Source organism: Streptomyces sp. NPDC004284 (genome assembly GCF_042874035.1).
GTDB lineage: Bacteria > Actinomycetota > Actinomycetes > Streptomycetales > Streptomycetaceae > Streptomyces.
Genome location: NZ_JBIAMJ010000008.1, coordinates 206,002 through 232,826, shown reverse-complemented (window position 1 = coordinate 232,826; position 26,825 = coordinate 206,002). Strand labels below are relative to the sequence as shown.

Here is a 26,825-nt window from a genome sequence, read left to right as displayed (position 1 = left end):
GGGGGTTGTGTGGACTCCTGAAGATCGTGCGGTGGCCGCGGGCCATAGCGTAGAACCTGCCCGCTGGCGGGCGATGTTCGACCAGGCGATGGCCCGGATCGCGGGGCGGTTCGGACGAGTGGAACCCCGGGCCACCGCCCGCGCGTACCTGCTCGGACTACTCTCCGGCGTCGAGCGCAAGAACTGCTGGCGGCTGGCCGAACAAGCTGGTCATGCGCGGCCCGGGCCGATGCAGCGTCTGCTGCGAAGCGCCCGCTGGGACGCCGATATGGTCCGCGACGAGGTCCGCGCCTACGTCGTGGACCACCTCGGCATCGCAGGCGGGGTGCTGATCGTGGACGAGACCGGCTTTGTGAAGAAGGGCCGCGCATCGGCGGGCGTGCAACGGGAGTACACCGGCACCGCAGGACGGATCGAGAACAGCCAGGTCGGCGTGTTCCTCGCCTACGCCACCAGCAGGGGACGGACACTGATCGACCGCCGGCTGTACCTGCCCGAGCACTCTTGGTGCCAGGACACTGAGCGCCGCCGCCGCACCGCGGGAATCCCCGGCGATGCCCAGTTCGAGACCAAGCCCCGCCTCGCCGGGCAGATGATCACTGCCGCGCTGGACGCCGGAGTCACCGCCTCGTGGGTGACCGGCGACGAAGCCTACGGACAGGCCCCCAACTCCGCGCCGCCCTGGAGGCACGCGCGACCGGCTACGTCCCGGCCGTCGCCTGCTCCACCCGGGTGCGGATCGAATCCGGCCGCACCCTCGTCCGCGCGGACACCGTCACCAGCCTTCTGCCCGCCACGGCCTGGCACCGGCAAAGTGCCGGAGCCGGGGCGAAAGGCCCGCGCTGCTACGACTGGGCCTGGATCCAGGCCGGCAAGGGTGACCACCGCCACCTGCTCATACGCCGCAACCCCGTCACCCAGGAACTCGCCTTCTACCTGCGCTGGTCACCCACCCCGGTGGCCCTGTCCGAGTTGGTGCGCGTGGCCGGCATCCGCTGGTACGTCGAGGAATGCTTCCAGGCCGCCAAGGGCCAAGTCGGCCTGGACCACTACCAGATGAGGCACTGGACGGCATGGCACCGGCACATCGCTCTCGCCATGCTCGCCCTTGCCTTCCTGACCGCCGTCGCCACCAGCACGACACCGCCCCGCGCTGTCGACCCGGATCACCTCGCCCGAAGCAGTGAACCACTCGACCTCACAGTCCCGGAGATCCGCCACCTGCTCGCAGCCGCATTCAACCCACCGCTCCAGTCCCCAGTCAGGCTCCTGCACTGGTCAAACTGGCGCAGACGCCACCAGGCAACAGCCCGACGCAGCCACTACCGAAGACGGCTCACCCCCGCAGTCCGCACATAGATCGCGAAGCCAGACTGGAGTACTGGCCGACAAGCCCTACGCCGACACCGGCGGAACCTTCCAGGTGCCCTTCAAACGCCACCTCGGACGCCCCCCTCACGCCCAAGCAGGCTGCCGTCAACCGGGCGCATGCCCGACTCCGCTCCCCCGTCGAGCGGACCTTCGCCCGCCTCAAGGCCTGGCGGATCTTCCGCAAAGCCCGCATCGGCCCCGATCGGCTCACCTCAATCACCAAGGCCGTCCTCACCCTGGAAAGGCAACGCTCTGGAAAGGCAACGCTGAAGATCCTTAGCTTTTTCTTCAAGGTCGGACCGGGCCAGTGGTGACATGCGGCAGGATCGCCAACCGCCCCGAGCAAATCCGATGGCACCGACAGTCTTCCGACGACAAGACTGCACCGGTGAACACCCTGCCACCACCGCCCGACCCGCTCCTCCTGCCGGTACGGGACCCGCGCGCCCGCGACCTCGTTCTCGACTATGCAGACATGCACGCCCTGGTTGCCGACCTGGTTATGCCAGGCGATGCTTCGATGTACGTCATGAGCGCACTGGAAACCTCCCGCGAGCTCATCCGACACTCCTACTACCGGTACGAGTTCGCCACCGTCGCCGTCACGCATTCCCTTTTCGCCCTGGAACACGTACTCGCCGAGCGTCTGGCCATGAACGAGCCGCTCCACGACCTGATTGAGCGGGCCACCGACGCAGGGCTCATCACGGCCGGACTGGCCGCCGAACTCGACCGCAGCCGACTGCTGCGCGACAGGCTCACGCAGGGCGCCGAGTCAAGTGCCGCCCTCCGCCCGATCCAGGCCGTCGCAATGGTGCGTGCCGTCTTCGATGCCGTCTCCCTGCTCCTTCGCCCACCGTCCGTGGCAGAGGCGACCGCCGCCGACGTGGGCGGAACACAGCCCGAAGGCCGACTCGCCCGACTGTGGGAGAACCACCTGCGCGCGCTGTTCCCCGACGGCTTCCGCGGCGTGGACTTCGACGGCGTGGACCTGGTCCTCCTGGATGCCGACGTCGCAGGCCTCGTGCAGAGGGAACTGAAGGGCGGACTCGACGACAGCGGCATCGCCCACCTCTGGGGCTGCATAGCCGACCTCGACAAGGTCGTGCCCCTGATCAACGAGGAGTACTGTGCCTCCTACTTCACGAAACTTCGGACAATGGCCCAGGTCGCAGCAGTGCGCTACATCCCCACCGCGACCTGACCGCCAGTGTGGAAGCAGAATCGGGGTCTCCCACGGCCCTCGTCAGGGTCTGGCTCGGTCCCGTTCGATCAGGCTCTCTGGGCGTTTGACGGTTCTGCCCACGTCGTAGTGGGTTGCGGGATGCCGGTTCTTCGAGCCGGGCGGGTGTCCGGGGCCGGGCCGGTCGGGTTTCGGCGCACGGGCCGGACAGGGCAGGTTCGGGCGGAGGTTCCTGAACGCCGGCGGACCCGGGCCGGGGTGAGCCGGCCGGGCTCGGCTGGCTTCTCCCACGGACGACGAAGGTCGACTACCAGGGGCCGGGCGAGGCGGAGTTGAGTGTGGGCGGAGATGATCAGCCAGGTCCACCGGTCCGCCGCCGCGGGGGTACGGAGCTTCGGACGGGTCCAGCCCAGCGTCTGCTTGATCATCCGGAAGGCGTGCTCCAGATCGAACCTGCGCAAGAACGCCTGCCGGCGCAGATCGACGTCCTCACCCGACAGGCCGGTCGCCGACGACCGCAGCCAGACCGGCAGCGGATCGCGGCCGCCGGGCAGACGGTCGACCTCCAGAAGGATCAACACGCCTTCTAAGACAAGGAGTTCGCCGGTGTGATCGACCCATGCCGAGCGCGTGGTCAGCCTCGGGTGAAGGCGGTCCCAGGCCATCACGCGAGCGGTGCCATAGCCGTCGGTGACCTGCACGGTCTCCGCGTCGGGAACGCCCCATGAGTCCGGCTTGGCGAAGCGGAACTCCTTGCCGTGCTTCAGCGGTCGCCCTCCCTGCGGCGGAGAGATCCACGGGACTGGGACGGGCTTGCGCATCACACGGCCCGTACGCCTCCGCCCCAGGACCTCCCCCGGCAACCCGGCCAGGAGACGGGACATACGCGGAGCGTCGTATCCGGCATCGAAGACGACCAGAATGTCACGGTCACCCGGTTTCCATCGGCCCATCTCGATGAAGTCGGTGACCACCCGGCGGACCTGAGCGGCGGTGACCTCGACGACACCATCGGCCGACCCTAGCCGGAACGCGTCCAGGATCTGACACCACGAGGTCCGGCCCGACTTCAGCGTGGCGACGAACGAACAGGACCAGCCGGGGACGAGCTGGTCCGACGAGCGTCCACTGCGGCCGTAGACGTGACAGAACAAGCGGTCCGCGCTGGTCGGCGCGTCCGACCGTAGTCAGTGGGTGACATCCACGGCCAGGACCAGACGCCCGTCAGCGGCCTCGGGCTGCGGCAGCCCGGCCAGCGCCTGCCGCAGCCGCGGCACCTGGACGTTCCCGCTGTTCAAGGCTTCGTACATCGCGCCGTGTCCGCGGCGGTGCTCGGCGGTCAGCGTGAGGTCGACGGCCCGGCCGAGGCCCTGCCACAGGTGGAACCGGTCGGTAACCTGCCCAGCATCGGGAGCGCCGCGCCGGGCGTCTTCCGCGTAGGCACCGGCCCGGTCCCGGGTCCGGTTCCCCGCCGACGAACGGCGCCGAGGCGCCCGGCCAGGGCACGCTGCCGTCTGGTCTGGCGCTGCAGGAGCCCGCGCGGGCATGTGTGCCGTGCGGGCAGCCGGTGGCGCGGAGCCCGTACGACAGCTGAGGTCACCGCCCACCCGTGCGCGCGGACGGTTGAGTCGGCACGCATACGCAAGCGATCGCGCGCGGATCGCCAAGCCGACCGGTGCGGGCGTGGTCATGATGGGCGCGCATCGCTCACCACAGACCGATCACCCTGCAGAGAAGAGGACTTCGCTCATGTTCAGCAGGAAAGCGTTCGTACTGGCAGCCGCCTTGGTGATGGCGGCGTTCCCGCTGGCCGGCACCGCATCGGCGGCCACGCCCCTGCCGTGTGGTTCGGGCTTCAGCTGTGACGAGTTCGATCCCGGGCTGGCGAGCTGGGACCAGAAGGACACCGACGACCGGGTCAACGGCTCGGGCTGCTCGACGATGGAGCTGCGCTCCGGCAAGAACAACGGCATGTGGTACGCGTGGGCGAGGGCTACGGTCGGGTCCGTGTGCGGCAAGTACGACGTGTGGATCGACCGCAGCTTCGACGGCGGCAGGAGCTGGAAGCTGATGGGCTACTTCGAGATCGACGACTACAAGGGGTCCGATTTCGGGAACATGGTCTACTGGCCCGACAACGCGGTGGTCAGGCTCGGCACGAAGGGCCACTGGGAGCCGTTCAGCGCGTCCAGGCTGACCCGCTGGCACTGATCCGCGCGGTGTCTCCGCCTGCTCGGCGCACGACGTGGCCGCCGCGCGCCCCGAGGGCAGTCCCGAGTGGAGCCCGAGGGGGTGCGGCGGCCACGGTGCCGCAAGCACCGAAGGGGTGTCGAAGGTCAGTTCCAGCCGGTGCAGTTGATGTTCACGCCCCACTGGGGGCTGCCCCAGGGATCACCGTGACTCCAGCTCACCCCGCAGGCCCGGACCCAGTAGCCGGGGCCGTCGTAGGTGGCGCTGTTCGTCACGAAGAGGGCGTCGTCGCCCGTCCAGCCGAAGCCTCGCTGCGCACGCCACGGCCAATGGCCGTTGCCCGACGTGTTCGACACGTCGAGATACAGCTCATCGCTGGTGTGATAGAGGTACGCCTCACCCCACGCGTAGTCGTGCAGCTTCCCGTCGGGGCCGTAGTCCAGGTAGACGTGCATCCGCACCCTCTGTGTCAGGCCGTCGGGGGTGGTCCAGTACGCCCATCCGGTGGTCCATTCGCTAGCACCGGAGATGCGTCCGTCAGCGCCCTTGGCGCGGGAACCCTCCTTGATCTGCTGGGCGACCTGCGGCGAGACCGGCCGCGGAGCGATGGTCACGTGTCGCAGCGCGGGCCGCGCCGTGTCGGCGGGTCCCACCCGATCGGCCGCGCTCGCCGGTGCCACCGCGCCACCGACCAGTGCAGCGGCGGCGATCGCCCAGGCGGTAAGGGCGCGCCGCCCGCCGCGTACGGTCTTCCATGAGAAGCCGGACATCGTTCCTCCCCGTTTCGTTCCGCTGCCGCCCTGAACCCGGGAGCGGGCGGGCGGCGTATCTGATGGATGCTCACATCGTGAGGGAGGGCCCTCTCCTCGGCTTGGCTCTGAGCGCTGGGTGCCTTGGCGTGGAGCGCTGATCGCCCCCTGGGCCCACGGAGCGACCGAAGACCCGCAGAGATCCGAGGCGAGGTGCTCACCGGTCTCCTGCGGGGAAAAGACGGGGTGGGGCGGAAGCCGGAGCGGAAGGCCGTCGCAGGGCGGTGGAGTCCGGCCCGCTCACCTGTCACAGAGTCAGCCAGAGCGGGTCGTCGAAGCACATGTCCGTAGAGGTCGCGGGCTCCAGGGAGCCCTGCCGGACTCGACGACGACGGCGTCGTACGACTCTGGGGCCGCATCGCCGACCTCGACAAGGTCGTCCCTCTGCTGAACGAGGGATACTGCGCTTCCTGCTTCACGAAGCTCCCGGCCGTGGCTCGCATCGGGGCGGCGCCCTACGTACCCACCGCGACCTGACGACCGGGGCCGCGGCAGGCCGGGACCGTTCGCCGTGCGGGCAGGGGCCCAGCGGTCCACAACCATACTCCTGCTGGTCACGCTGCGACGTACCGTCAGGCGGTACGTCAGGCGGTACGTCAGGCGGTACGTCAGGCCCCGCAGGTGTGGTCATCGATGACGGCCACCAGTTCCTGAGCCGCCGTCCGCACGGCGACGTTCCTGTCACCGGCCAGCCTGTCCGTCAGGCTCCTGTCCTTCCGTACGGCCTTGGTGGGAGGCGTACGGAACGCCGAGGCGCGAAGGGTTGACCTGCTCCAGGATCGTCAGGAGAAGCCGCGTCGCATCGGCGCGGACGGCGACCGAGTCGGTCACCGCGAGATCCCACAGGAACGGCACCGTCACGGCAGTCGCGCCGAAGACCGACCGCTCACTCGTTGGCGCCCGCCGAGCACCGTCTCTCGTTCCAGCTGACGCCCTCACGGCGCGGATCGACCGCGAGCCCAGGCCGGGGCGCGGGCACTGCGGGGGTCGGTACCCGGTCTTGACCGGAAGGATCCTGGCACACTCGCGCGCGCGTTCCCTACCGTGTGCGGGTGTTCGCTGACCGCCCTGTAGAGCCGTCCGGTTCTTCCTCCGACTCCGACCAGGAGTGCGCCGATGACGGTGTGCCGGTGGTGACGCTGAGCAGTGACGCCGTAGAGGCGAGGGACCGATTCGCCTGGTACTCCGACCAGGTCCAGGAGTACATCTTCCCCATCACTCTTACCACCCCGCACACCGAGGACTTCCGGTCCGAGGTGTCCGCGCTCCAACTGGGTGCCGTGCAGGTGGCCCACTTCACGTTCCCGCCGCTGCGGGCGGCCCGTACGGTGCGGCACATCCGGCGGGCCGATCCCGATACGTACCAGTTGGGGTGGATCCGGCGCGGGACCATGGGCTGCACCCAGCTCCGTAACGACGGGTTCTTCACCGCGGGCGACCTGGTCCTCTTCGACACCTCCCACCCCCTGGAGGCCGACATACGGAACCGGGCCGCCGCGGCGGAGGTGACCGTGCTCCGCATCCCGAGGAGCTCCCTCTCTCTGCCCGCCGCGCAGACCGACCGGCTCCTCGCCCGGCAGTTGCCCCACGACAGGGTGAGCGGTGTACTGCTCCGCCAGCATCTGGACACCATCGTCACGCAGGCGTCCCGGCTCGGGCCTGCGGAAGCCCACCGACTGGGCAACGTGACCGCCGACCTGGTGACCTGCTTCGCCGCCGACGTCCTCGACAGAAGTGGGCTCGCGTCGCCCGAATCGCGTACGGCGGAGCTGCGCGCCCGGATCGTCGCCTTCATCGGCCTCCACCTCGCGGACCCCGAGCTGCAGCCGGCTTCCATCGCCGCCCGCCATCACATCTCGCTCCGGACCCTCCACACCCTGTTCCGGCACGAGCCCACAACGGTCGCGGCGACCATCCGTCGCCTCCGGCTGGAACGGTGCCGCTCCGATCTCGCCGACCCCCGACTGCGCGACCTGCCGATCGCCGCCATCGCCGCCCGCTGGGGGTTGCTGCTGCCCGCGGGGTTCAGCCGATCCTTCCGGGCCGCGTACGGGATGACGCCGGGCGAGTTCCGCGCGGAGGCGACCCGAGCGCACGGGGCCGGCCGTCGACGACCGCGGTGAGCACTACCGCCGCACGCGGGGCTGAGCCCGCAGGGACCTTGGCCCCCGGACCCCGAACCCCGGAACTCAGAACTCGGACTGGGGTCACGGATGTCGGATTGTGGCAGAGGGTGGAGCGAGAGTACCTCCGTCCCAAGGATCGGCGATGGCGGATCCTCCGAGTGCCCCCTGAGTTGCCGGAGCGCGTCCGCTGGGCCCGGGCCGGCCCCCTCCCCCTCTTCATGGGCACGGACACCAAGCGCAAGATCACTGCTTCCCGTGCACGCAGGAGACCTCCGTGGAGGAGGTGTTCGATGCGCTGCTGGACGAGCCAGGCTTCCCTGAGGTTGCCCGCTCCGCACTGCAGCCATGAGGAACGACGTCTAAAACGTGTTGCAGAAGGTTACGTTCGGGCAGGTCAGGGCTGGTTTCCGGGCTGGCCTGCTTCATGCTGCCATGGCGAGGTTGTTCATGTGGGCGACGGCCTGGACCGCGTGGTGGAGGCCGTTGGCGCGCTGGCGGCAGTCGTGGAGGATCTTGCAGTGCTTCATCCGGGCGAAGGCGTGCTCGACGCGGGCCCGTACTCTGCGGTGCTCGGCATCGTCCTCCTCCTTGCCGGGCAGCAGGGCCCTGCCCGGGCGTTTGCGGTGCGGGACGACGAGCCCGGTGTTGATGTAGGCGCCGTCGGCCAGCATCGTCAGGCCCTCGCAGACGGCGGCCGGGCCCGAGTCCCGCCGGGCTCTCGCGTCCGCGGTGTTGCCGGGCACCGGCCGGGCCTCAGCGGTCACCAGCTTCGTGTCGGCATCGATGATGACCTGCACGTTCGCCGGGAACCGGTAGTTGCGTGAGGAGATGCCGGTCTTGCGGTCGCGGAACGGGATGAGGGTGCCGTCCACGATCCACAACCGCTCCACCGCGTCGGCCGGGCAGACAACGGACTCGATCGCCGGCAGCGGCCGCAGCCGCTGGATGACCCGGCACACCGTCGCCGGCGAGACTCCGAACAGCGGCGCGAGCTGCCGCATCCGCAGACCCGTGAACGTCTCCGCCCACAACGGCTCAGCCCTCAGCACCCCACCCATACAGGGAAAACGCCCGAACCGGAGCCTTCTGCGACGCGCTGTAAAGCGTTGCCCTGAAACGGCGGGTCGCAGGTGCGATGACCGGCTCCTGCCGTCAGTGTGCTCGCGGACTGCTGACAGCGCCCGCGGCGGCTCAGTTACGCCCATCTGGACCTGCCCCGGGCGGGAGGCGACCACTGGCGGGTGTGGGCGGTCCTGAGATTCTCGGAAGGAAACGGCTGGCAGCGGGGGCTCGCTGAAGGCCCAGCCGACGCTGAGCGGCGAAATGGTGGCGTGCGGGATCGACGGAACAGGGTAACGTCTTTGTCATGTTCTTCCAGACGCCGATTCACGAGTGAGAGCGTGACGGGCCCCTGCTGACGTTCTTCGACGTCGCTGCCCGTCCCCCACCGCTGAATCCATAGATCACTTCACATCATTACCGGGAGAACCCGTGACCGACAGCAAGAACATCAACAACCCCGTGGGCCAGGGCGGCGGCCAGCGCAAGAGGCTGTCCCGCGCCGAACGGCAGAACAACGGTCCGCACCGCAACCTCGACCGCCGGAACGCAGCGGACAAGAAGGCGGAGCTGGTACGCAAGATGCGCGAGAAGACAGGCGCAGCTGAGGGCGCCGGGCAGACGGGCGACGAACCCGCACAGAGCTGACGCACCGCCGCCGCAGGGCGGCACCGCACGGGGCAGGGCCCGGACCGCGACGCGCGGTCCGGGCCCTGCTGCCGTACCGAGCGTGGCCGATCCCGCTCACCGGACCACGTCCACCCCTCTGGCTGGGCGGATTCGCCTCGTTCGAGATCGTGTACACGTGGCGTTGCGAAGAAGGGTGGCGGGTGCACCGCGTTGCCGAGGCTGTTGGTTCGGTGGAACCATCGGGCTCATGGTGGAAGCCGGCAGGCTCTATGGAACGGCTTCGCTCCTGCTGGCCCCGGCCAGTCCGCACACAGTCCGCAGAGCACCCGATCACGACCGTCGCCCCCCATCGCCAGTCAATAGCAAAAGGCCAGGTCAGAGACCTTCGTCCATCATCGCCGCAGGTTACCGACCCGCCCCGTCACTGAAGCGTGTTGCAGAAGGTTGTGTTCGGGCAGGGCAGGATCGCTTTAGCGGTCATCTCATTTGGCCAGCTCAGTAGGCTGCGGGCTGTGATGGGGGTTGTCGAGCGGGTGGTGCCGGAGGTTCCTTCGCGACCCCAGGGCGGCGGCCGGCGTCGGCATGGTGACTGGGAGGTGCTCGCCGCGATCGTGTTCGTGGCCACGCCGGGCTGCACGTGGCAGCAGTTGCCGTCCGCGTCGTTCGGGCCGTCGGGAGCGACGGCCCACCGGCGCTTCTCTGAGTGGACGAGGGCCAGGGTGTGGGCCAAGCTCCACCGCCTGGTCCGCGACGAGCTGGGGTCCCGAGGCGAGCTGGACTGGTCCCGCTGCGCGATCGACTCGGTGAACATGCGGGCCTTGAAAAGGGGGACCTGACGGGTCCGAATCCTGTGGACCGGGGCAAGTACGGCTCGAAGATCCACTTGATCACTGAGCGGATGGGTCTGCCCATCTCTGTCGGGATCTCGGCGGCGAACCTGCATGACAGCCCAGGCCCTGATCCCGCTGGTGAAGGGCATACCGCCGATCCGCTCCCGCCGCGGGCCCCGGCGGCGCAAGCCGGGCGGCTGTTGTGGGCCTCGCCCGCGCTGCCAGGCTCGACGCATGACCTGACAGCGGTGCGTAAGCACGGCATGGTCGACGTACTCGCTGCGGCCGACCTGAAATGCCGGGCGGACCGGGCCTATCAGGGCGCCAGCCGCCCGGTCCGGGTGCCGTTCCGGGGAGGTCGGCTCAACCGGTGGCAGCGTCGATACAACAGCACCCGCGCCAAGGTCCGTTGCGTCGGCGAACAACTGAAGCTGAACTCGTGATGTCGGCGCAGGCGGGCGGGGGTGTCCGGCTGCAGGCTGCGGTCCCGGCTTGGCGCGTGGGCCGGGCACCTTCATTCAGGAGCCAGTTGGCCGCTGAGTAGTCTTCGGACCATGTGGAGAGAAGCGATCCTTGAGGTCTTTCCTGGGGCAGGGTTCCGGAGTCCTGCGCAGGTGGCGGCCCTCGCTGACGCAGAGCGCCGTCTCGGATGCGGGCTGCCTGCCGAGCTGAGGCAGCTGCTCTTGGAGAGTGACGGGATCATCGGGCATACCGCAGTGGACACCGTGTGGCCCGTCGAACGAATTGTCGACCGGAACCTCTTCTTCCGATCTGACAGGTCCTTCGCTCAGCTGTATATGCCCTTCGACGCTCTTCTCTTCTTCGGAGACAACGGAGGCGGGGACCAGTTCGCGTTCGTTCAGACACCCCAGCGTCCGGACATCTTCGTCTGGGAGCACGAGACCGACAGTCGCCGGTGGGCGGCAGGAGACCTGAGGGACTACCTGGACCGTTCACTCTCCGAGGGCGGCGACGACTGGTACCAGTAGGTCGTCAGTGTCGTCCCGGGACGCTGACCGGACGACTCGCGATCCGGACCTCGCAGACGAGAAGGATTACGACGAAGGCGGTCGGGGATCGGATGGAGCTGTCACGTTCACTCCGCCGGGGCGTTTCGAGCACCTTCGCGGCCCACGTTGCCCATGATCAGGCCGGTGCCGGTGAGGCAGCCGTCGGCGAGGTGGGGGCGGTACTGGATCTGCTTGAGCTTGCGCTTGACAGCTCGGGTCAGTTGGCCAAGGTCAGCGCTGGCGAGGTTGCCGATGTCGCGCTTGACCAGCGACCAAATGCCCTCCTGGGGGTTAAGGTCGGGCGCGTAGGTGGGCAGTTGGAAGACCGTCAGCCAGTGGGTACTGGCCTCGAAGAACGCCTTCAACGGCGGCACGAGGTGGATCCGGGCGTTGTCCCAGACGAGCACGATCGGGCCGCCGAGCTGGATGCGGGCGCGGACGACCAAGTCCCGGAAGTCGCGCCAGGAGAAACCCTTTGGCTCGTCCTTGCGGCCCCGGTACTCGCGGATGGCGTATATCAGCCGGGACCGTTCGCCTGGTCTGTACTGAACTTGATTGGGTGATGTCGGAGCTGTTCGCCTGACGGCGGCCGGTCCGCTCCGGTAGCCCCTGGACCGTGAGATACGCACAGGGCGGCTGGTTGACCGACACCAGGAGGGCCGCGAGGGAGCGGGTCCGGCCGCAGGCCGTGGAACGCTTCGAGGGCGGGTAGAAGAACGGGGAGATCGCTGCCGCGCTGCGGGTCAGTGAGCAGTCCGTGGGGCGGTGGCGGCGCCAGTGGCGCGGGCGTGGCGAAGCGGGGGTCTTGTCGAAGGGATCGCCGGGGCGGCCGAGGCTCAGCGACGCGCAGATCGCGAGGCTGGAACGGGAGCGGGAACGCGGCCGCTGGTTCGCGGTGGGGCCGACCAGTGGTGGACGCCGGCGCGGATCAGGACGTTGATCGGCCGGCTGTGCCACGTGAGCCGCACGGTGGAGGGCACGTGGCTGCGGCTGAAGCGGCACGGCTGGTTCTGGCAGCAGCCCGTCCGGCGGGCGGTCGAACGTGACCAAGCGGCGGTCGTGGTCTGGAAGAAGGAGACCTGGCCGCGGGTATGAGCGCGGCGGCGGCGCGTGACGGCTGGATCGTCTTCGAGGACGAAGCCGGCCAGTCGATGACGCCGCCGCGTGCGAGAAGCCGGGGCCGCAGGGGTTCCACGCCAGTGGTCCGCGGCCGGGACTCGGGCCGGATGCCCATGGCCGGGCCGACCTGCTACAGGCCGGCGAAGCGGTCCCTGATGTTCTACTCGGTCCGCGAAGTACCGGGGTCGCAAGGGCGAGCCGAAGGGCATCGGGTGGCGCGACCCGTGCGGCCTGCCGGTCGGAGCGCGCATCCAGCTCGGCGGCCCGGTCGTGCTGGTCTGGGACGGGACCGCCTGCGCATGCACCCGGTCGAAGCGATGCGCGAGTTCATCGCCGACCACACGGACCGGCTCACCGCCTTCCGGCTTCCGGCTTCCGAGCCGTTCAGCGGACTTGAACCCGCAGGAGGGCATCTGGTCGCTGGTCAAGCGCGGCATCGGCAACCTCGTCGCGGTCGGCCTCGGACAGATCACCCGCGCCGTCAGGCGCAGGATCAAGCAGATCCCGTACCGCCCGAACCTGGTCGGCGAGTGCCTGGTCCGCACCGGCCTGAGCGTGGACGACTGACCGGCATCACGCATGCGGAGTCGGCACCGTCCACCGCATGGCTGTTGGAACATGATCACTGCGCCACTCCAAAGGGCATGCCCGCGGCGCCGGCCCCATCCTGTCGGCACGCCTTCACTCTCTGGACGCCGGAGCCTCGAAGCCGCCGAAAACGGATGGCCGGCAGCCTCCCGCCCGGTCATCCTGACTCGATGGGAGACAGAGCCAACGTCATCGTGGTCCGCGGGAACGGCACACACGAGCTGTACCGGACCGGCTGGGCGGTCGGAATCGACCTCGACCTGTTGGAGGGGCCGGCGCCGGTTCTCGCCATGCTTCCTGGACTCCGCCAAGACGGCTGGTGGTTGGACGACACCATGGCTCAGGGCGGGATACTGCTCGACCTCGGCCGGAAGGTGCTCCTGTTCTTCGCCTGGGAGGGGCCCAGCACTGAGCTCCGCCACCGCGCGGCCATGTTCGAGCTGATCCGAGCCGCGTGGCCGGGCTGGGAGGTCCGCTGGCTGTACGACGGCCCGGCCGAACTGCGTGAGTACGTCGGGCTGGACCCGGAGTACGTCCGCTGCCGCGATTCGGACCTCTCTTTGGCCCCGCTCCTCGCCCCCGACGAAGAGGACTTGGCCGGGCCCGACCCAGGCGGTGTGGTGATCACGGTCAGCACCGGCCGCTGCCACGTCGCCTCCGACGCCTTCGACCACCCTGTCCGCGAGGGCGCCGCCCTGCTCGACCGCCTGGCGGACGCCCCCGGGCACGGAGACTGCGACCTGCACGTCAACTCCGGCATTCACCTCGACCCGGAACGCCGCCACCTGGGCTGGTGGTCCCTCTACTCCTCGCCACAGGCTTACCAAGTACCGGAGTTGTGGCCGGGATGGACGGTGGAGTTCTGGCAGGACGACTGGGAACGGCACGTCGGAGCCAGCGACCGCTTCTCTCCGGCGGCGTTCGACGCCGGAGAGGGAGCCAGAGCCGCGGTGCTCACCGAGGCCGGGGAGCGCCGGGCCGTCCGGGCCCAATCGCGCCCGGGTCACCCGTCCACGGACCGCACCGGCTTGATCCCCGGCGGGATGACCTCAACCGGCCTGGTCATGGACGGCTGGCCGACCTCACGCATTCAAGCTCAGTAGCGGAAGCCGAACCTGACTCGCTACGTTCCAGCTACCTTGCCGATCCCTCGGGAGGACGTGCTGTCCTGCGGGGTTCGACGGCTCCAGCTCTCGTCGCCGACTGAAATCAGCAACCCGGCGGCCTTTGGCTGCCTGAGTCTTCCGCGCAGGTGCCTGCCCGCATCGACCCGATGGCTGTGTCTGCCTCATCGCCGAGGAGGTCTACGGCGTCACGCCACCAACCAAGTACGAGCTGTCCGGCGGGAGTCCGGACGAACGGCAGGGAGCCGGTCGCGGCCATAGCCCGGATCAGTGACCGATCGGATCCCACCCGGCAGGTGCCGGGCGCGGTGCTGGACCTGTGCGCGGGCACCGGCCGGGTCCCGGCGGACGGGCTGGAGTTCATGTGAGCGGGGCGGTCGTCGCGTCCCAGTCGATGTGGTGGTCGAACTGCCAGGCCATTTTCTCCGGGTTGATCAGCTTCATGGTGGCCGGCATCACGAGGTCGCGCAGTACGCGGCCGATCGGGCCCGCGGTCTTGTTGCTGTTCGTGCGGGCGCCGAGCTTGATGATGCGTTCGACGCGGGGGCGGCGCAGTTGTTCGTACGCTGCGAAAGCCTGGTCGTAGGGCAAGTCCCTTAGACAGCGGGCCAGTTCGACGGCGCTTTCGGCGGCGATGGAGGCACCCTGCCCGGAGCTGGATGAGGCGGCGTGGGCCGCGTCGCCAATCAGGGTCATGCGGCCGCGGGTCCAGTTCGCGACCCCCGGCATGTTCTCCATCGGGCCGGTGATGAGGAGGTCGTCGGCCTTGGTGCGGCTGATCATCTCGAGGGCGGGGGTGCGGTCGTCGGCGAAGGCGTTCCGCAGGATGCGCATCCACTCGTTCGCGCCGATGGCCTGGGCCTCGGAGAGTGTCATCGGGGCGCGGTGGGGCAGGTTCACGAACCACATCGCCGAGGAGTCTTCGAAGACCTGGTAGCCGAAGAAGGCGCGCTTGCCGAAGCACATGTACATGACGCCGTCGGTGGAGGGCATCCCTGACTGGTGCATCCGCGCTCCGAAGCAGACCAGGCCGGCGTAGTTCGGCTGCGCTGCGGCCGGGTCGATCAGGGAGCGGACCGTGGAGCGGATGCCGTCGGCGCCGATGAGGACATCGGCGCTCGCCTCCGTACCGTCCGCGAAGTGCGCGGTGATGCCGGAGTCGGTTTCCGTCGTGCCGGTCAGCCGCTTGCCGTGGTGGATGGGGACGGAGCGGCGCTCCGCCTCGTCGTAGATCGCCCGGTAGAGATCGGCGCGCCAGACGAACTGCAGGGACGGGAGGCGGGAGGGCGGGGCGAACTGCGCGAGGTGTCTGCCCGTCCAGCTCCGTAGCCCCATGGCGGTGACCGGTGTTCCGATGGCGCGGACGAGGTCGCCCGCGCCGATCGCATCCAGGGCGTTCTGGCCGTTCGGAGCGATGGTCATGCCGCCTCCGGCCCCATCGGCCGTGGAGTCGTACGCCTCGTGGACGGAGGCCTCGATCCCTGCCTGGCGGAGGGCCATCGCGGCGACCGGGCCCGCGATGCCGCCGCCGATGACGAGCGCGGTGCGGGTCTTGCCGGTGCGGGTCACGACTGGTGTCCCTTCGGGTCGTCGATGGTCGGTACGCCGCCGCTTCTGTGTGCGTGGCGCACATCCTGGAAGTACGCGCGGGAGAACATCGCCGACAGGATCGCGACGCCACCGCGGTGGATGCGGATCTCACTGTTCGCCGCGGAGCCGGACAGACGGACACGGCGGCCGGCCGTCGCGTTGCGGGTGGACGAGGGCTGGGAGTCCTTGACCTTGCCGCGGGCGGTCCACCTCAGGTTCCAGTGGTCGATGGCGGTGGCGTCGTCGACGAGCAGCTTGACCACGGCCCGGTCCATGTCGAGGTGGATCTCGACGTCGTCGGGAAGGTCCGGGGAGCGGAGGTCGAGGACAGCGGTGCCATGGCGGGCCTTGATCTCGAAGTGGCCGGCCTCGGTCCAGTTGCCGAGGTGCTTGACGAGGTCGTGGTCGGAGTGGATGCGCTCGGTGAGGGACATCTCGGTGGTTCCTCTCGGGGCTGCGTCGCGCTGACGATTTGATAGTTGCACTGAAACTAGTTTCTCGTCAACTAGTCATTCCGGGGCTAAAATCGTGTCCATGACCGCATCCGCTCCCCGCAGCTCCCCCCTCGCCCTGACCGTCCTGGCTCTGCTGCACTACAAGCCGCTGCACCCGTACGGCATCCAGCGACTGGTCAAGGACTGGGGAAAGGAGCAGGTCGTCAACGTCAGACAGCGTGCGAGCCTCTACCGCACGATCGAGAGACTCAACAGCGACGGGCTGATCACGGTCCGCGAGACCGGGCGCGATCAGCAGTACCCCGAGCGGACCGTGTACGAAGTCACCGACGCGGGGCGTGAGACCGCCCGCGCCTGGCTGGAGGAGATGCTCTCCACGCCCAAGCAGGAGTTCCCGGAGTTCCCGGCCGCTCTCTCGAATCTGCTGCTGCTCGCGCCCGAAGAGATGGGGGACGTACTGCAGCGGCGGGCCGACGCCCTCGCGGCGCAGCTCGACGGACTGGAAGCGGCCATGACCGCAGAGGCGGAGCAGGGGCTGCCGCGCATCACCCGCCTGGAGACCGAGTACCTGCGGGCGGTGACGGCCGCGGAGCTGGAGTGGGTACGCACGGTGGTCGAAGACCTGCGAGCCGGCCGGCTCTCGTCGTCGAAGGAGCAGCTGGACGCCCTCGCGGCCGGGTCGGCGCAAGAGTGAGCGACGCTGCCGGGGTCTTCAGTTGTCGGGCCACTTGCCCTGCCGCCACCGGCATTCCAGCTCGGGCTGCGGGAGGCGGGGCGCTTCTGGAAGGCCGTGGGGGGCTGGGACTGTGGACGTGGACGGGTGCGCGTGAGGCGAGACGCTCGATGTCGATGTCGATGTCGATGTCGATGTCGATGTCGATGTCGATGTCGATGTCGATGTCGATGTCGATGTCGATGTCGATGTCGATGTCGATGTCCATGGTGATGGCGATGGCGATGCCGGTCGGCACGTGCTGGACGCGGGTTTCGCGGAGGGCGTGGTAGCGGCTGCGGCGGGCCCGGTGGCCGTTGTCGAGTTCACGGATGGTGCCTTCGACTCCGGACCGGGTGGCGTAGAGCCGTTTCCACCAACGGGTTGCACGGGGTGGGATGGAACCGGGCGACCGTGTGCGTGGGGGGCATGGCCAGGGCTTCGATCCAGTTTCCGCTGGTCCGGCCGTCGGGCAGGCGACCTGGCTGCGGTCGAGGTCGATGGTGAAGTCGTGCCTGGTAAAGCCGGTCTGTTCTTTGCGCTGCCAGGCGCCGCCGACTTGGCCGGTCCGATGAGCTGGACCTCGTGGTCTCGTGCGGAGCGGCCGAGCGGGGCGGGACGATCCGGAGAGCGCCCTCGGAGTGTCCGTCCTTCTCGGTGCGGGGCCGAAGGGTGCCATGGGTGTCGAGGAGGAAGTTCCGCACCATGATCTGCCGCAGGGCCTCTGCGCGGGGACCGCGCCGACGGGGCGGCAGGCGTTCGAGGAGTCGGCGGGCATGCGTCCCGGCCTGCCGCATCCGGTCCAGGGCCAGGGACAGGAGCGGGTCCGCGCGGTCGTCCTGGGACAGCCGGTCCCGGAAGTCTGTCGGCACGCTGTGGTGACAGCCGGGATCGTCCGTTCCACGGCCAGGGCGTACGTGAAGTCGATGCGGCACCGGACGGCCTCGGCTGCTCGCCGGTCCGGGAGGTCGAGCAGGAACCGTAGCCCGCACACGGTGGCCGGCTGAGCCGGTGAGAGGCCGGGCCGGTCGAGGCGCGGATGCCAGCAGACGAAGACGGAGTCGCTCACCGGCAGCCGCCGCACCGGCAACGCCACGCGTGGGACGGTCCCCGCACACGGGAGTGCTTGAGTTCGGCGGCGGACGACGGGTCCCGGCGGTGATGGTTCCGGCGGCCTGGCATGTGGCGCTCCCTGAACGTCGGCGTTTCGGCCAAGCCCGCCTCAGCACCGTCCTCTTGTGCCGCAAGGGTCGGTGTAGCACGCACGTTCGCTGCTCCCTGCAATGCGGGGAGGGCGCTCCGACCGAAAGACGTGTGTTCGAAGTGCCGGGCCGCGTCGTTGGGCCACACGAACACGCGATCCCTCTTCACGGAGCCCTCCATGTACCCCCTGCCCTGTCTCGAGACTCCTCTGCCTCCAGCTGGCCTTCCCGGTCGGCGTCGGGCTGTCGCAGCGCCCGTCCGGCGCATGGCCGGTGCCTTCCGCGCGGCACGTCCCGATATGAGGTGGGGGGCGTGACGAGCAGTGACAGTGACCCGCTGGCAGCCGCCGCAGGAAGCCCGTCGGACTCCGAGCAGCTGCTGTTCGGGGGCGAGCTCACCTACGACTACGGGTGGGGCGCCCACGACGGTGCCTGGCTGAAGCTGGGGCTGCGCGCGATGGCCGGTTCGCTGCCGAGGCAGGTCGCGGTGGCGGTCCGGCTGGCGCGCGAGGCCGACCCGCGGGCGTTCACCACGGTCGCGGTGAGCGAGGTCGTCCGCGGCATCGCCCAGGCGGTGTCCCTGATCGCGGTCAACTCCCTGCTCGTCGAGCTGCTCGCCGTCGGCGACATCACGGACCGGCTGCGTGCGGCGCTGCCTTCGCTCGTACTGGTGGCCGTCCTCGCGGTGATCGGCTCGGTGTGCCGGTCGGCCTCGTCCGCCGCCACGGGGATCCTGGAGCCGAAGGCCCAGCGGGTGGCGACCGAGCGGTATCTCGGCCTGGTGGCGCGGGTGGAGCTGGAGGCGATCGAGGACGACGCCTTCCACAAGCTGATGGACTCCGCCCAGTGGGGCGCCGACTCGGCACGGCGGATGGTCGGTTACTGCACCGCGGTGGTCACCTCCGCCATCTCGCTGATCGCCGCTGCCGGCGTGCTCACCGTCCTGCACCCGGTCCTGCTGCCGCTCCTGGTCCTCATGGCACTGCCGAGTGCGTGGGGGTCGCTGACCATGGCCCGGCACCGGTATGTCAGCTGGCACCGTTTCGTCCAGCACGTCCGGGCCGCCAAGCTGATCAGCCAGCTGCTGATCAATCAGCAAGCAGCCGCCGAGATCCGCGTCCACGACGCGGCCCCGTTCCTCCTGAAGCACTTCCGGCAGATGGCCGAGACCAGCGAGCGGGAGCAGACCAGGCTCGCCTGGACCGGCGCCCGCACCAGCGTGGTCGCCGACTCGACACGCGGCGTCGCGACCGTCGCCACGTACGGCGTCCTCGGGCTGCTGTTGTGGAACGGACAGATGGGCCTCGCCGTCGCCGGCACGGCGGTGCTGGCGATCCGTACGGGAGCGGCGAGCATCACGGACCTGGTCCTGCGCGTCACCGACGTCCAGGAGGAAGCCCTGTTCGTCGCCGACCTGGAGAAGCTGTGCGAGGAGGCGGTCCGGCGCGCCATCCCCTCCGGCGGGCTCGCCCTGCCTGAGGACGCGGAGCAGATCAGGTTCGAGAAGGTGACCTTCACCTACCCGGGCGCCGACAAACCGTCCCTTGACGAGGTCGACCTCGTCATCCCCCGGGGCAGGACCGTCGCCCTGGTCGGGAGGAACGGCTCGGGCAAGTCGACCCTCGTCCGCCTGCTGAGCGGCGCTCGGCTCCCCGACTCCGGCCGTGTGCTGTGGGGCGGCGTGAGCACCGCCGAGGCCGACCGCGCGCAGGTCTTCGATCGTGTCGCGATGGTCGCCCAGGACTTCTTCCGCTGGCCCTTCACCGCCCGCGTCAACATCGGCATCGGCCGCAGCCACGCCGCGATGGACGACCGGGCCATCGAAGCGGCAGCGGCCTACGCGGGAGCCGACGAAGTGGTAGAGGGTCTCCCCCGCGGCCTGGACAGCCTGCTCGCCCGCGGCTACAAGGGCGGCCAGGAGATCTCCGGCGGGCAGTGGCAGAAGATCGGCCTCGCCCGTGCCCGGCACCGCAACGGCACCGTCCTGATCGTGGACGAGCCGACCAGCGCGCTCGACCCTGCTGCCGAGCAGCGGGTCTTCGACCAGATCCATCAGCTGGCCGGCTCCGGCCAGACCACGGTCCTGATCACCCACCGCCTCCACAGCGTCCGGCACGCGGACCTCATCTACGTACTCGACGAGGGCCGGGTCGTCGAGTACGGCACCTTCACGGAGCTCATGGATCCCACCACCGGGGCCGGTGCGTTCCGCGAGATGTACGAGCTGCAAGCCCGCCAGTTCCTGAACCCGCCGGTGCCGGCGCAGTCCGCCCCCACGGAGGAGAGGTCGAACCAGTCGACCGAGGCCGTCGGCGAGGGGCAGGCGCGGTCATGACACCGTCCGTCTCCGAGTACCCGATCTCACGGGTGGCGTTCCTGCTCGCCACCGACTCCGGCATCGTCCCCGCCTCGGTCGCACCGGGCCACACGGGGACCGCGACACGCGACTGCGTCGCCGTCGAGCCCGACGGCACGAGGCGGTTCGCCATGGCCTGCCCGGCCGGCACCGCGCCGGGACGTGTCGGCGCCGCCGCCCGACTCGGCGAGTACGCGGGCCTGTGCCGGATGCCGGTCGCCGCCGCTCGCCCCACCACCGGCCAGGACCGTCAGGCCGCCGCCCTCGAACCGCTCCTGGGCGAACGCTCCGTCGGTCTCCACGCGGTGGCGGCCGAGGCCTTCGCCCTCGCGTTCGACGGCTACCGGGCAGACCAGGTCACCGGGCTTGCATCCCGGGTCCGGCGTGTCTGGATGTCCGCGAAGGTGGCCGGCTGCCTGCGCAGTACGGGGTTCGCCCGCCCGGCCCTTCTCGGCGGCAGCCATGCCCGCTTCGAAGCCGAAGCCTGGCGACTGTCGGAGCAGCGCGGCGAGCGCAGCAATCGCGGCGAGGACGCGGTGTTCGCCGTGGCCGTGCTGCTCGCCCGGCGTCCGGGAGGCGGCGCGTGAGCGGCGGGCGGCACACCGTGCCGGTGGACGTACACCTGCTCGCCGTCCGCGACGGGGAACAGGGCCCGGAGGTGCTGCTGTCCCGGCGGGCCGGGGACGTGTACGCGGCGGGCCTGTGGCACGCGCCGTCGGGGCACCTGGAGCGGGAGACCGTCGTCGCCGCCGTCGTACGCGAGACGCTGGAGGAGACCGGGCTCGTCGTGGATCCGGCCGATGTCCGCGCGGCCGTCACGGTGCACCACCGGCCCCCGGGCGGACAGGCGAGGGTCGGCTTCTTCTTCGAGGTCCGCCGCTGGCACGGCACACCGCAGGTGCGCGAACCGGACAAGTGCGACGCGATCGGATGGTTCCCGCTCGCCGACCTGCCCGAGCCGATGGTCGCCTACTGCCGGGCCGGGCTGGACGCCTACCGGGCCGGTGCGCCGGTCGCACTGCATTTCCAGGATCCCGGTGACCCGATCTCCTACGACCCGGCCGTCGACCGGCTGCTCCTGGTCCCCGGCCACGGCATCCGCGGCGCCGCCCCGGAGGAGGCGGTGCGCGCCTTCACCGAGCGGGCCGTGGGCCGTGTCGCCGGCTGGACGGACGTCTCCTGGGCCCGCGAGGAGAGCCGTGTATGGCAGGCGCGTGGTGCCGGAGGCGGCACCTGGTACGTCAAGATCCACCAGAACGACCGCTTCCACCGGCGTGAGGTGACGGCTCTGCGCGAGTGGGTCCCGGGCCTGGGCGGCGGCGGTCCCCGCCTCGTTGCCGCCGACCCCGGTCTCCTGGCGGTCGTGGTGACCGCCGTCGAGGGCCGTCCCCTGCACGGTGCGGTCCTGCCCGGTGTCGAGGAACGCGCTGTGTTCCGGTCCCTCGGCGTGCTCGCGGCCCGCATCCACGCCAGCGCCCTTCCCCCACCCCCACCGACACCGACCATCACCCGTGCGGACCGGTACGGGAAGGTGGACCGGCACCTGGAGGCGGCCCGGCCTCATCTGGCTCCCGGTGACGAGGAGCACGTGCGTGCGGTCGTGGAGCAGGCCAGGCGCCTGGAGCCGCTGCCGCTGGTGGTGACCCATGGGGACTTCCAGATCCGGAACATCCTGCGTGCGGCCGACGGCAGCCTTCGCATCGTGGACTTCGAACGCTCCGAACCTCAGCCCGTGGTGCGGGACCTCGTCCGCCTCCTCGACCGCTTCGACGGCCGGGAAGACCTCTGCCGGGCCTTCTTCGACGGATACGGCCGGCCCTTCACCGCGCTTGAGCGGGCGCATCTGGCGACGGAGGCGGTCCTGGACGCCGTGTCCGGCATCGGTTACGGCGCCGCCCACGGTGATCCCGAGCTGGTGGAGCGCGGTCGCCGCACCCTTGCCCACAGCCGCGCCGGCACGCTCGCCCCTTCCCCGACACCACCCGACGGAGGCACCCCGTCATGACGCCCGACACCGGTACACCCGCCGCGGCTCCCGCCGTTCGGCCGGCCACGCCGGACGATGCCGCCGAGATCAGCCGACTGCGCTCGGCCCATGTCCTGTCCGAACCCCTCGACGAGGAGTGGCTCGACAGGACGCGCGATCACCTCGCCGGACGGCTCGGCCCCGCGGGCGACGCCCGCGCCTACGTCGTCGACGCACCGACCGGCGGGCTCGCCGCCTGCGCCCTCGGCCTCATCCACCCCGTCCTGCCGGGCCCGCGCTACCCCAAGGGTCTGGCCGCCCGCATCCATCTCGTCGCCACCGACCCCGCGTACCGTCGCCGTGGGCTCGCCCGGGCGGCCGTGTCCGCGCTGCTGGACCACCTGGGGCGGGACGGGGTCACCCTCTTCGAGCTGCACGCGAGCAAGGACGCGGCGCCGCTGTACGAGGAGTTCGGGTTCGCGAGCGAACCGGCCCTGATGCGGATGACCCGGCTCGCCCCCGCGCCCGGAAAGGAGAGGGCGTGAGCTCGACGTGGCTGTCTCCCGAGGAGTACGCGGCGACGCCGCCGGAGGCCACGCTGTTCGGCAGCGTGGCCTCCGGCGGCGAGTCCGACCGGCCGGTGCACCTGCACGCCGTCCACAGCGCGGAGCACCCCTGGCAGTGGCCGGGCGGCACGGCCGAACCGGGCGAGCCGCCGTGGGACACGGCCGTCCGCGAAACCGCCGAGGAGACCGGGCTCGTGGTGCCCGGTCCGCCGCGCCTGCCGACGGCGGTCTTCGGACTCCCCGGTGCGGCATGGCCGTTCGCGACCTCGGGCCTCGTCTTCGACTGCGGCCGGCTCACGGACCGACAGCTCACGGGCATCACCCTGGCGCCCGACGAGCACGACGAGGTCCGGGTGCTGCCGCTCGCGGACTGGCGGGGGCTGATGCCGGAACGGGACTTCGCCCGACTGGCCGCCGTCATGGAAGCCCGCCGCACAGGGATGGCGGCCCACTTCGACACCTGGGACTGGGACGCGTAGCAGACGGGGCCGGCGCCCGCCGGCCCCGAGCCGGCTCGACTGGATTTGCCGAGTGAGGAGATGACGGATGTATGTCGTGCGATCCGAATGGGAGGAGCACTATGCCGACGGGAGGGGGTTCCGGCTGCTCGGTGACGACGAGCGGGAACTGCTGGCCCGGCGCGTCCCGGCCCCCGGCGGTGGCGGCCGGGCGCTGGACGCCGGCTGTGGGAAGGGCGACCTGGCCCTGTTCCTCGCGTCGGCCGGGTACCAGGTGGACGCGGTCGACTTCGCCGACAGCGCTCTGACCCGCGCGCGCGAGGAGCACGGCGGGGTGCCGGGGCTGCGGTGGCTGGCCTTGGACCTGGAGCAGGACGACTGGGCCGAGCTGGGCGAGGAGGGATACGACCTCATCGCGATGCGCCTCGTGGTCCCGTTCCTCAAGGACCGGGCCAGGATTCTGCACGCGCTGGGCGAGCGGCTGCGGCCCGGCGGAAAGCTGCTGATCATCACGCCGACCGTCGGATCGGTGCCGGTGGAGAAGCGCGGGATCGCCCTCGACGAGGAGGAGATCGCGCTGATCGCGTCGGGCTGGGAGCGGTGCACGCGGGAGGACCTGGACGGGTTGGCGGTGCTCACCCTGCAAGGGCCGTGTCACAGCGCCACGCGTGCGGTGGAGCACCGGCTCCCGCCCGCCGGGCCGGCGATGACCGCGGCGTGCGCGGTGGTCACGGACGCGGCCGGGCGGGTGCTGCTGGGCTCTTCCCGGCGCGGGCATCTGGAGCTGCCGGGCGGGAAGACGGAGCGGTCCGAGTCCTTCGAGGCGGCCGCCGTGCGCGAGCTTCTGGAGGAGACGGGGCTCGTCGCGAGGGTCGAGGACGCGCACGTGGTGGCGATGCTCGCCGACGACGGCCGGGGCGTCCCCCGCCTCTCCGCGGTCGTGCGGGTCACCGCGTGGTCGGGAAAGCTCTCCGACCCCGAGCCGGAGAGGTTCGCCGGCTGGCAGTGGTACGACCTGCACGCGCTGTCCTGTCTCGGAGAGGTGTTCGCGCCGAGCGCGCAGGCGCTCGAGGCGGTCTGGCCCGGCACGATCCCCGGTCTGCCGCCGGTCCACCGCTACCCGGTCGCGTCGGAGCAGCCGCCGGTGGCCGGGGAGCCGGCCGAGGCCGTCCGGCGCCGGACCCGCATGGCACAGAGGGTCATCGACGGTGGATGGGCGCCCTCGGCGAGCGTGCAGGAGGCGCTGCGGACGGTGCCGAGGCACCGGTTCGCTCCCGAGGTGTCCCTCGAGACCGCCTACGACGACGACCTCGCGGTCGTCACCCGTCGCGACCGGACCGGGCGGGCGACGAGCTCGGTGTCCGCGGCCTGGCTCCAGGCCGACATGATCGAGGGCCTGGATCTCGCGCCGGGCGCATGCGTGTGGGAGGCGGGCTCCGGCGGCTACAACGCCGAGCTGCTCGCTCATGTCGCCGGCCCCGGCGGGCGGATCGTCACCAGCGACATCGACCGGACGGTCGTGCACCGCGCCCGCCGCCTCCTCGCGGAGGCAGGAAGCGGCCGCGTCACCGTCGTCCACGGCGACGCCGCCCGGGGCCTGCCCTCCGGCCTGGTCCCGCGTGACGGCTTCGACGCGATCGTGATCACGTACCGCTGCCGGGACATCGCGCCGGTCTGGCGTGACCTTCTCGCCGACGGCGGACGTCTGGTCCTGCCGCTGGACATCCGGGGCTACACCCGTTCGATCACCTTCCAGCGCGACGGGAACGTACTGAACGCCCGGAAGTTCACGCACTGCGGGTTCGTCGCCGCCCAGGGCGAACATGCGCACACCACACCCGTCGTCGACCTCCTGGACGGAGAGCTCCGGCTCTGCTTCGAGGACGGCCCGGCACGCCCCGTCGACGGGCTGGAAGAAGCCCTGCGCGGGCCCCGGTCGGAGACCGCCACCGCCGTCACGATGGGACCGGACGTCTCCTTCGGGTCGCTGCAGCTGTACGCGGCGACGACGCTGCCCGGCTTCTGCCGTCTTGCGGTCCCGGCCGGCTGTGAGACATCCGTCGCGACGATCGCGGCCGGATCAGACGTTCCGGCGCTGGCCGACGGCGGGTCGCTCGCATACCTCACGCACGTCCGGACACGGCAGAGCGAGGTCCGGGAGGAACGGCGATGGGAGTGGTTCGTGCACGCGTTCGGCGACCAGGGGGACGCCCTCGCCGACCGGCTCGTCAGCACCGTCCGGGCGTGGGACCAGAACGTGCGCAGCGACGGCGGGCCGACGGAGGATCCAGCCCTGTCCGTGCATCCGGCCGACGCCCCGGACCGGCTCCTTCCTGCCGGCGATGTCGTGTCGACGCCGCATGGCCGGATCGTCGTGCAGTGGCCCGGCCGTGACGCCCTCCTGCCCGCCCTCGGTGGCCAGAAGGCGGTTCGGCCTGCTGCAGGGGAGGGCGCGTGAACGCCGAACTGCCGCCATGGGCGCCGGAGATGATCACGGTTCCGGCTCGTGCCACGGGGCCGACGCGCAGGCGGTGTGTGTTCACGCCGGCGGCTCGCCGTCTCCAGGCCACAGGGGCGGGACCGGAAGTGGTCGCGTGAACGGCCCTCAGCCCTCTGGCGTTCTGGTCCGTTCCTGTGCGGTCATCGTCAACGCCGGCGAGGTCTGCCTCATCCATCGCCGTCGCGCAGGGGGTTGGACCAGTACACCCTGCCTGGTGGCTTGCGTCACGGCGGCGAGGGAACGGCAGCGGCCCTCGCCCGCGAGCTCGAGGAGGAGCTGGGACTCGACGCCGCCCGGTTGCCCGCGCCACCGGTACTGCGCTGGGTCCAGGACCAGATCACCACACGCCCCGGGTCCGCCGAGCCGTTCCAGCGGCTCCACCTCATCCACACCCTCGACGTCACCGACAGCACCCGCAGCCTGATCGCCGCCACCGAACAAGACGCGGACGACACGACCCAGGTCGTATGGATCCCTCTCGCACAGGCAGCCGTCCTCCACCTGTATCCCGCCGTCGGGGCCGTGCTCGCCGACCTTTCCGACCTGCCGGGCGGGCCCGTCGGACTGCCACCGATGGTGGACGGGACCTACGTCTGGCGGTGACTCACCCTTTGTCCGAAGGACCGCGGCGTGACCAGCCCGGCCTGTCCCGAGAAGGAGTGCCTGTGTCCGTGAACAGGGCGAGTGCTGAACCCCGACCGGCGAACGTCGAGGTCGCGGCGCTGGCCCTGCGTCCCGAGCGCGGCCGACCGAGGGGGGGAAGTCGACTCTATCCATGGGGAATTACGCAAAGTTCCACACGCTCGCGGGCGTCGGTTCCCGAAAGTTGATCACACTTCGATCACGAGGACCGTGCGCAATGCCGCTTCTGTTCGTCTATGCATCCTCTGGTGTCTTCCCGCCTTCCTTAAGTTTTACCTGATCAACACCATCTGATGAGGGAACACATGAGGGGCATGAGACATCGGAGAGTCGCCCTCT

General features: G+C 70.3%; 24 protein-coding genes and 4 pseudogenes. 22 read left to right on the top strand and 6 right to left on the bottom strand.

The window, feature by feature from the left end; all coding sequences use genetic code 11:
• The first annotated feature begins 88 nt into the window (after positions 1–88).
• The 3 genes and pseudogenes from ACFYUS_RS22495 to ACFYUS_RS22485 all read left to right on the top strand — a co-directional run bounded on the left by ACFYUS_RS22495 (position 89) and on the right by ACFYUS_RS22485 (position 2,575).
• Positions 89–1,359, top strand: a pseudogene (locus tag ACFYUS_RS22495) (IS701 family transposase).
• Positions 1,275–1,622 (top strand): annotated as a pseudogene (locus ACFYUS_RS22490) (transposase family protein); the annotation flags it as partial. The pseudogenes ACFYUS_RS22495 and ACFYUS_RS22490, both read left to right, overlap by 85 nt.
• A 137-nt stretch (positions 1,623–1,759) precedes the next feature.
• Positions 1,760–2,575: a hypothetical protein gene (locus tag ACFYUS_RS22485; protein WP_388854735.1), complete on the top strand. Its 816-nt coding sequence runs from the start codon at positions 1,760–1,762 to the stop codon at positions 2,573–2,575.
• A 42-nt stretch (positions 2,576–2,617) separates the two neighbouring features.
• Here ACFYUS_RS22485 and ACFYUS_RS22480 read toward each other — a convergent pair.
• Positions 2,618–3,909, bottom strand: a pseudogene (locus tag ACFYUS_RS22480) (NF041680 family putative transposase); the annotation flags it as partial.
• 394 nt (positions 3,910–4,303) lie between these two features.
• Here ACFYUS_RS22480 and ACFYUS_RS22475 point away from each other — a divergent pair.
• Positions 4,304–4,765, top strand: coding sequence for a hypothetical protein (locus ACFYUS_RS22475; protein WP_388854732.1), 462 nt, complete (start codon positions 4,304–4,306; stop codon positions 4,763–4,765).
• Positions 4,766–4,890: 125 nt separating this feature from the next.
• On the opposite strand, the gene ACFYUS_RS22470 is transcribed toward ACFYUS_RS22475, so the two are convergent.
• Complete coding sequence (locus ACFYUS_RS22470; RefSeq protein WP_388854729.1) at positions 4,891–5,514, bottom strand: hypothetical protein; 624 nt, start codon at positions 5,512–5,514, stop codon at positions 4,891–4,893.
• A 1,091-nt stretch (positions 5,515–6,605) separates the two neighbouring features.
• Here ACFYUS_RS22470 and ACFYUS_RS22465 point away from each other — a divergent pair.
• Positions 6,606–7,676 carry a helix-turn-helix domain-containing protein gene (locus tag ACFYUS_RS22465; RefSeq protein WP_388854726.1) on the top strand — a complete coding sequence of 357 codons (1,071 nt, stop codon included), beginning with the start codon at positions 6,606–6,608 and terminating at the stop codon, positions 7,674–7,676.
• Positions 7,677–8,101: 425 nt separating this feature from the next.
• On the opposite strand, the gene ACFYUS_RS22460 is transcribed toward ACFYUS_RS22465, so the two are convergent.
• Positions 8,102–8,737: a transposase gene (locus tag ACFYUS_RS22460; protein WP_388854723.1), complete on the bottom strand. Its 636-nt coding sequence runs from the start codon at positions 8,735–8,737 to the stop codon at positions 8,102–8,104.
• 433 nt (positions 8,738–9,170) lie between these two features.
• Between ACFYUS_RS22460 and ACFYUS_RS22455 the strand changes: the two genes are divergently transcribed.
• The 4 genes and pseudogenes from ACFYUS_RS22455 (at position 9,171) to ACFYUS_RS22440 (ending at position 11,187) form a co-directional block, all read left to right on the top strand.
• Positions 9,171–9,386: a DUF6243 family protein gene (locus tag ACFYUS_RS22455; protein WP_388854720.1), complete on the top strand. Its 216-nt coding sequence runs from the start codon at positions 9,171–9,173 to the stop codon at positions 9,384–9,386.
• 497 nt (positions 9,387–9,883) lie between these two features.
• Positions 9,884–10,411: pseudogene (locus tag ACFYUS_RS22450) on the top strand (IS5 family transposase); the annotation flags it as partial.
• Complete coding sequence (locus ACFYUS_RS22445; RefSeq protein ID WP_388854718.1) at positions 10,399–10,641, top strand: transposase family protein; 243 nt, start codon at positions 10,399–10,401, stop codon at positions 10,639–10,641. The pseudogene ACFYUS_RS22450 and the gene ACFYUS_RS22445, both read left to right, overlap by 13 nt.
• A gap of 111 nt (positions 10,642–10,752) precedes the next feature.
• Positions 10,753–11,187 (top strand): SMI1/KNR4 family protein, encoded by a 435-nt coding sequence (locus ACFYUS_RS22440; RefSeq protein ID WP_388854715.1) that lies wholly within the window; start codon positions 10,753–10,755, stop codon positions 11,185–11,187.
• A gap of 107 nt (positions 11,188–11,294) precedes the next feature.
• Here ACFYUS_RS22440 and ACFYUS_RS22435 read toward each other — a convergent pair whose 3' ends face one another.
• Complete coding sequence (locus ACFYUS_RS22435; protein ID WP_388854712.1) at positions 11,295–11,654, bottom strand: transposase; 360 nt, start codon at positions 11,652–11,654, stop codon at positions 11,295–11,297.
• Between the two features lie 311 nt (positions 11,655–11,965).
• Between ACFYUS_RS22435 and ACFYUS_RS22430 the strand changes: the two genes are divergently transcribed.
• From ACFYUS_RS22430 to ACFYUS_RS22415, 4 genes are all read left to right on the top strand, one after another.
• Complete coding sequence (locus ACFYUS_RS22430) at positions 11,966–12,148, top strand: hypothetical protein (protein WP_388854709.1); 183 nt, start codon at positions 11,966–11,968, stop codon at positions 12,146–12,148.
• Positions 12,149–12,165: 17 nt separating this feature from the next.
• A complete protein-coding gene (locus ACFYUS_RS22425) occupies positions 12,166–12,303 on the top strand; it encodes a winged helix-turn-helix domain-containing protein (RefSeq protein ID WP_388854706.1) in 138 nt (45 codons plus the stop codon).
• A 417-nt stretch (positions 12,304–12,720) separates the two neighbouring features.
• Positions 12,721–12,894 carry a hypothetical protein gene (locus tag ACFYUS_RS22420; RefSeq protein WP_388854704.1) on the top strand — a complete coding sequence of 58 codons (174 nt, stop codon included), beginning with the start codon at positions 12,721–12,723 and terminating at the stop codon, positions 12,892–12,894.
• 191 nt (positions 12,895–13,085) lie between these two features.
• The gene (locus ACFYUS_RS22415; protein WP_388854701.1) at positions 13,086–14,018 is read left to right on the top strand and encodes a hypothetical protein; all 933 of its coding nucleotides are present in this window, start codon (positions 13,086–13,088) and stop codon (positions 14,016–14,018) included.
• A 381-nt stretch (positions 14,019–14,399) separates the two neighbouring features.
• Here ACFYUS_RS22415 and ACFYUS_RS22410 read toward each other — a convergent pair whose 3' ends face one another.
• Positions 14,400–15,608 (bottom strand): FAD-dependent oxidoreductase, encoded by a 1,209-nt coding sequence (locus ACFYUS_RS22410; RefSeq protein WP_388854698.1) that lies wholly within the window; start codon positions 15,606–15,608, stop codon positions 14,400–14,402.
• On the bottom strand, positions 15,605–16,063 hold the full coding sequence (locus ACFYUS_RS22405) for a hypothetical protein (RefSeq protein WP_388854695.1): 459 nt from the start codon (positions 16,061–16,063) through the stop codon (positions 15,605–15,607). Before ACFYUS_RS22405 ends, ACFYUS_RS22410 begins: the two co-directional genes overlap by 4 nt.
• Before the next feature lie 100 nt (positions 16,064–16,163).
• Here ACFYUS_RS22405 and ACFYUS_RS22400 point away from each other — a divergent pair, with 100 nt between their 5' ends.
• The 9 genes from ACFYUS_RS22400 to ACFYUS_RS22360 all read left to right on the top strand — a co-directional run bounded on the left by ACFYUS_RS22400 (position 16,164) and on the right by ACFYUS_RS22360 (position 26,447).
• The gene (locus ACFYUS_RS22400) at positions 16,164–16,778 is read left to right on the top strand and encodes a PadR family transcriptional regulator (protein ID WP_388854692.1); all 615 of its coding nucleotides are present in this window, start codon (positions 16,164–16,166) and stop codon (positions 16,776–16,778) included.
• Positions 16,779–16,927: 149 nt separating this feature from the next.
• On the top strand, positions 16,928–17,089 hold the full coding sequence (locus ACFYUS_RS22395) for a hypothetical protein (RefSeq protein ID WP_388854689.1): 162 nt from the start codon (positions 16,928–16,930) through the stop codon (positions 17,087–17,089).
• Between the two features lie 1,222 nt (positions 17,090–18,311).
• Positions 18,312–20,333, top strand: a complete 2,022-nt coding sequence (locus ACFYUS_RS22390; protein WP_388854686.1) for an ABC transporter ATP-binding protein — start codon at positions 18,312–18,314, stop codon at positions 20,331–20,333.
• Positions 20,330–20,941, top strand: a complete 612-nt coding sequence (locus ACFYUS_RS22385; RefSeq protein WP_388854683.1) for a hypothetical protein — start codon at positions 20,330–20,332, stop codon at positions 20,939–20,941. Before ACFYUS_RS22390 ends, ACFYUS_RS22385 begins: the two co-directional genes overlap by 4 nt.
• Entirely contained in the window at positions 20,938–22,359 is a 1,422-nt protein-coding gene (locus ACFYUS_RS22380; protein ID WP_388854680.1) for an NUDIX domain-containing protein, read from the top strand. The genes ACFYUS_RS22385 and ACFYUS_RS22380 overlap by 4 nt, the downstream gene beginning before the upstream one ends.
• Positions 22,356–22,865: a GNAT family N-acetyltransferase gene (locus ACFYUS_RS22375; protein WP_388854678.1), complete on the top strand. Its 510-nt coding sequence runs from the start codon at positions 22,356–22,358 to the stop codon at positions 22,863–22,865. Before ACFYUS_RS22380 ends, ACFYUS_RS22375 begins: the two co-directional genes overlap by 4 nt.
• Positions 22,862–23,365 (top strand): NUDIX domain-containing protein, encoded by a 504-nt coding sequence (locus tag ACFYUS_RS22370; protein WP_388854675.1) that lies wholly within the window; start codon positions 22,862–22,864, stop codon positions 23,363–23,365. The genes ACFYUS_RS22375 and ACFYUS_RS22370 overlap by 4 nt, the downstream gene beginning before the upstream one ends.
• Before the next feature lie 67 nt (positions 23,366–23,432).
• Entirely contained in the window at positions 23,433–25,802 is a 2,370-nt protein-coding gene (gene fxlM, locus ACFYUS_RS22365) for a methyltransferase, FxLD system (protein ID WP_388854672.1), read from the top strand.
• A gap of 48 nt (positions 25,803–25,850) precedes the next feature.
• A complete protein-coding gene (locus ACFYUS_RS22360) occupies positions 25,851–26,447 on the top strand; it encodes an NUDIX hydrolase (RefSeq protein ID WP_388854669.1) in 597 nt (198 codons plus the stop codon).
• The last annotated feature ends 378 nt before the right edge of the window (positions 26,448–26,825 follow it).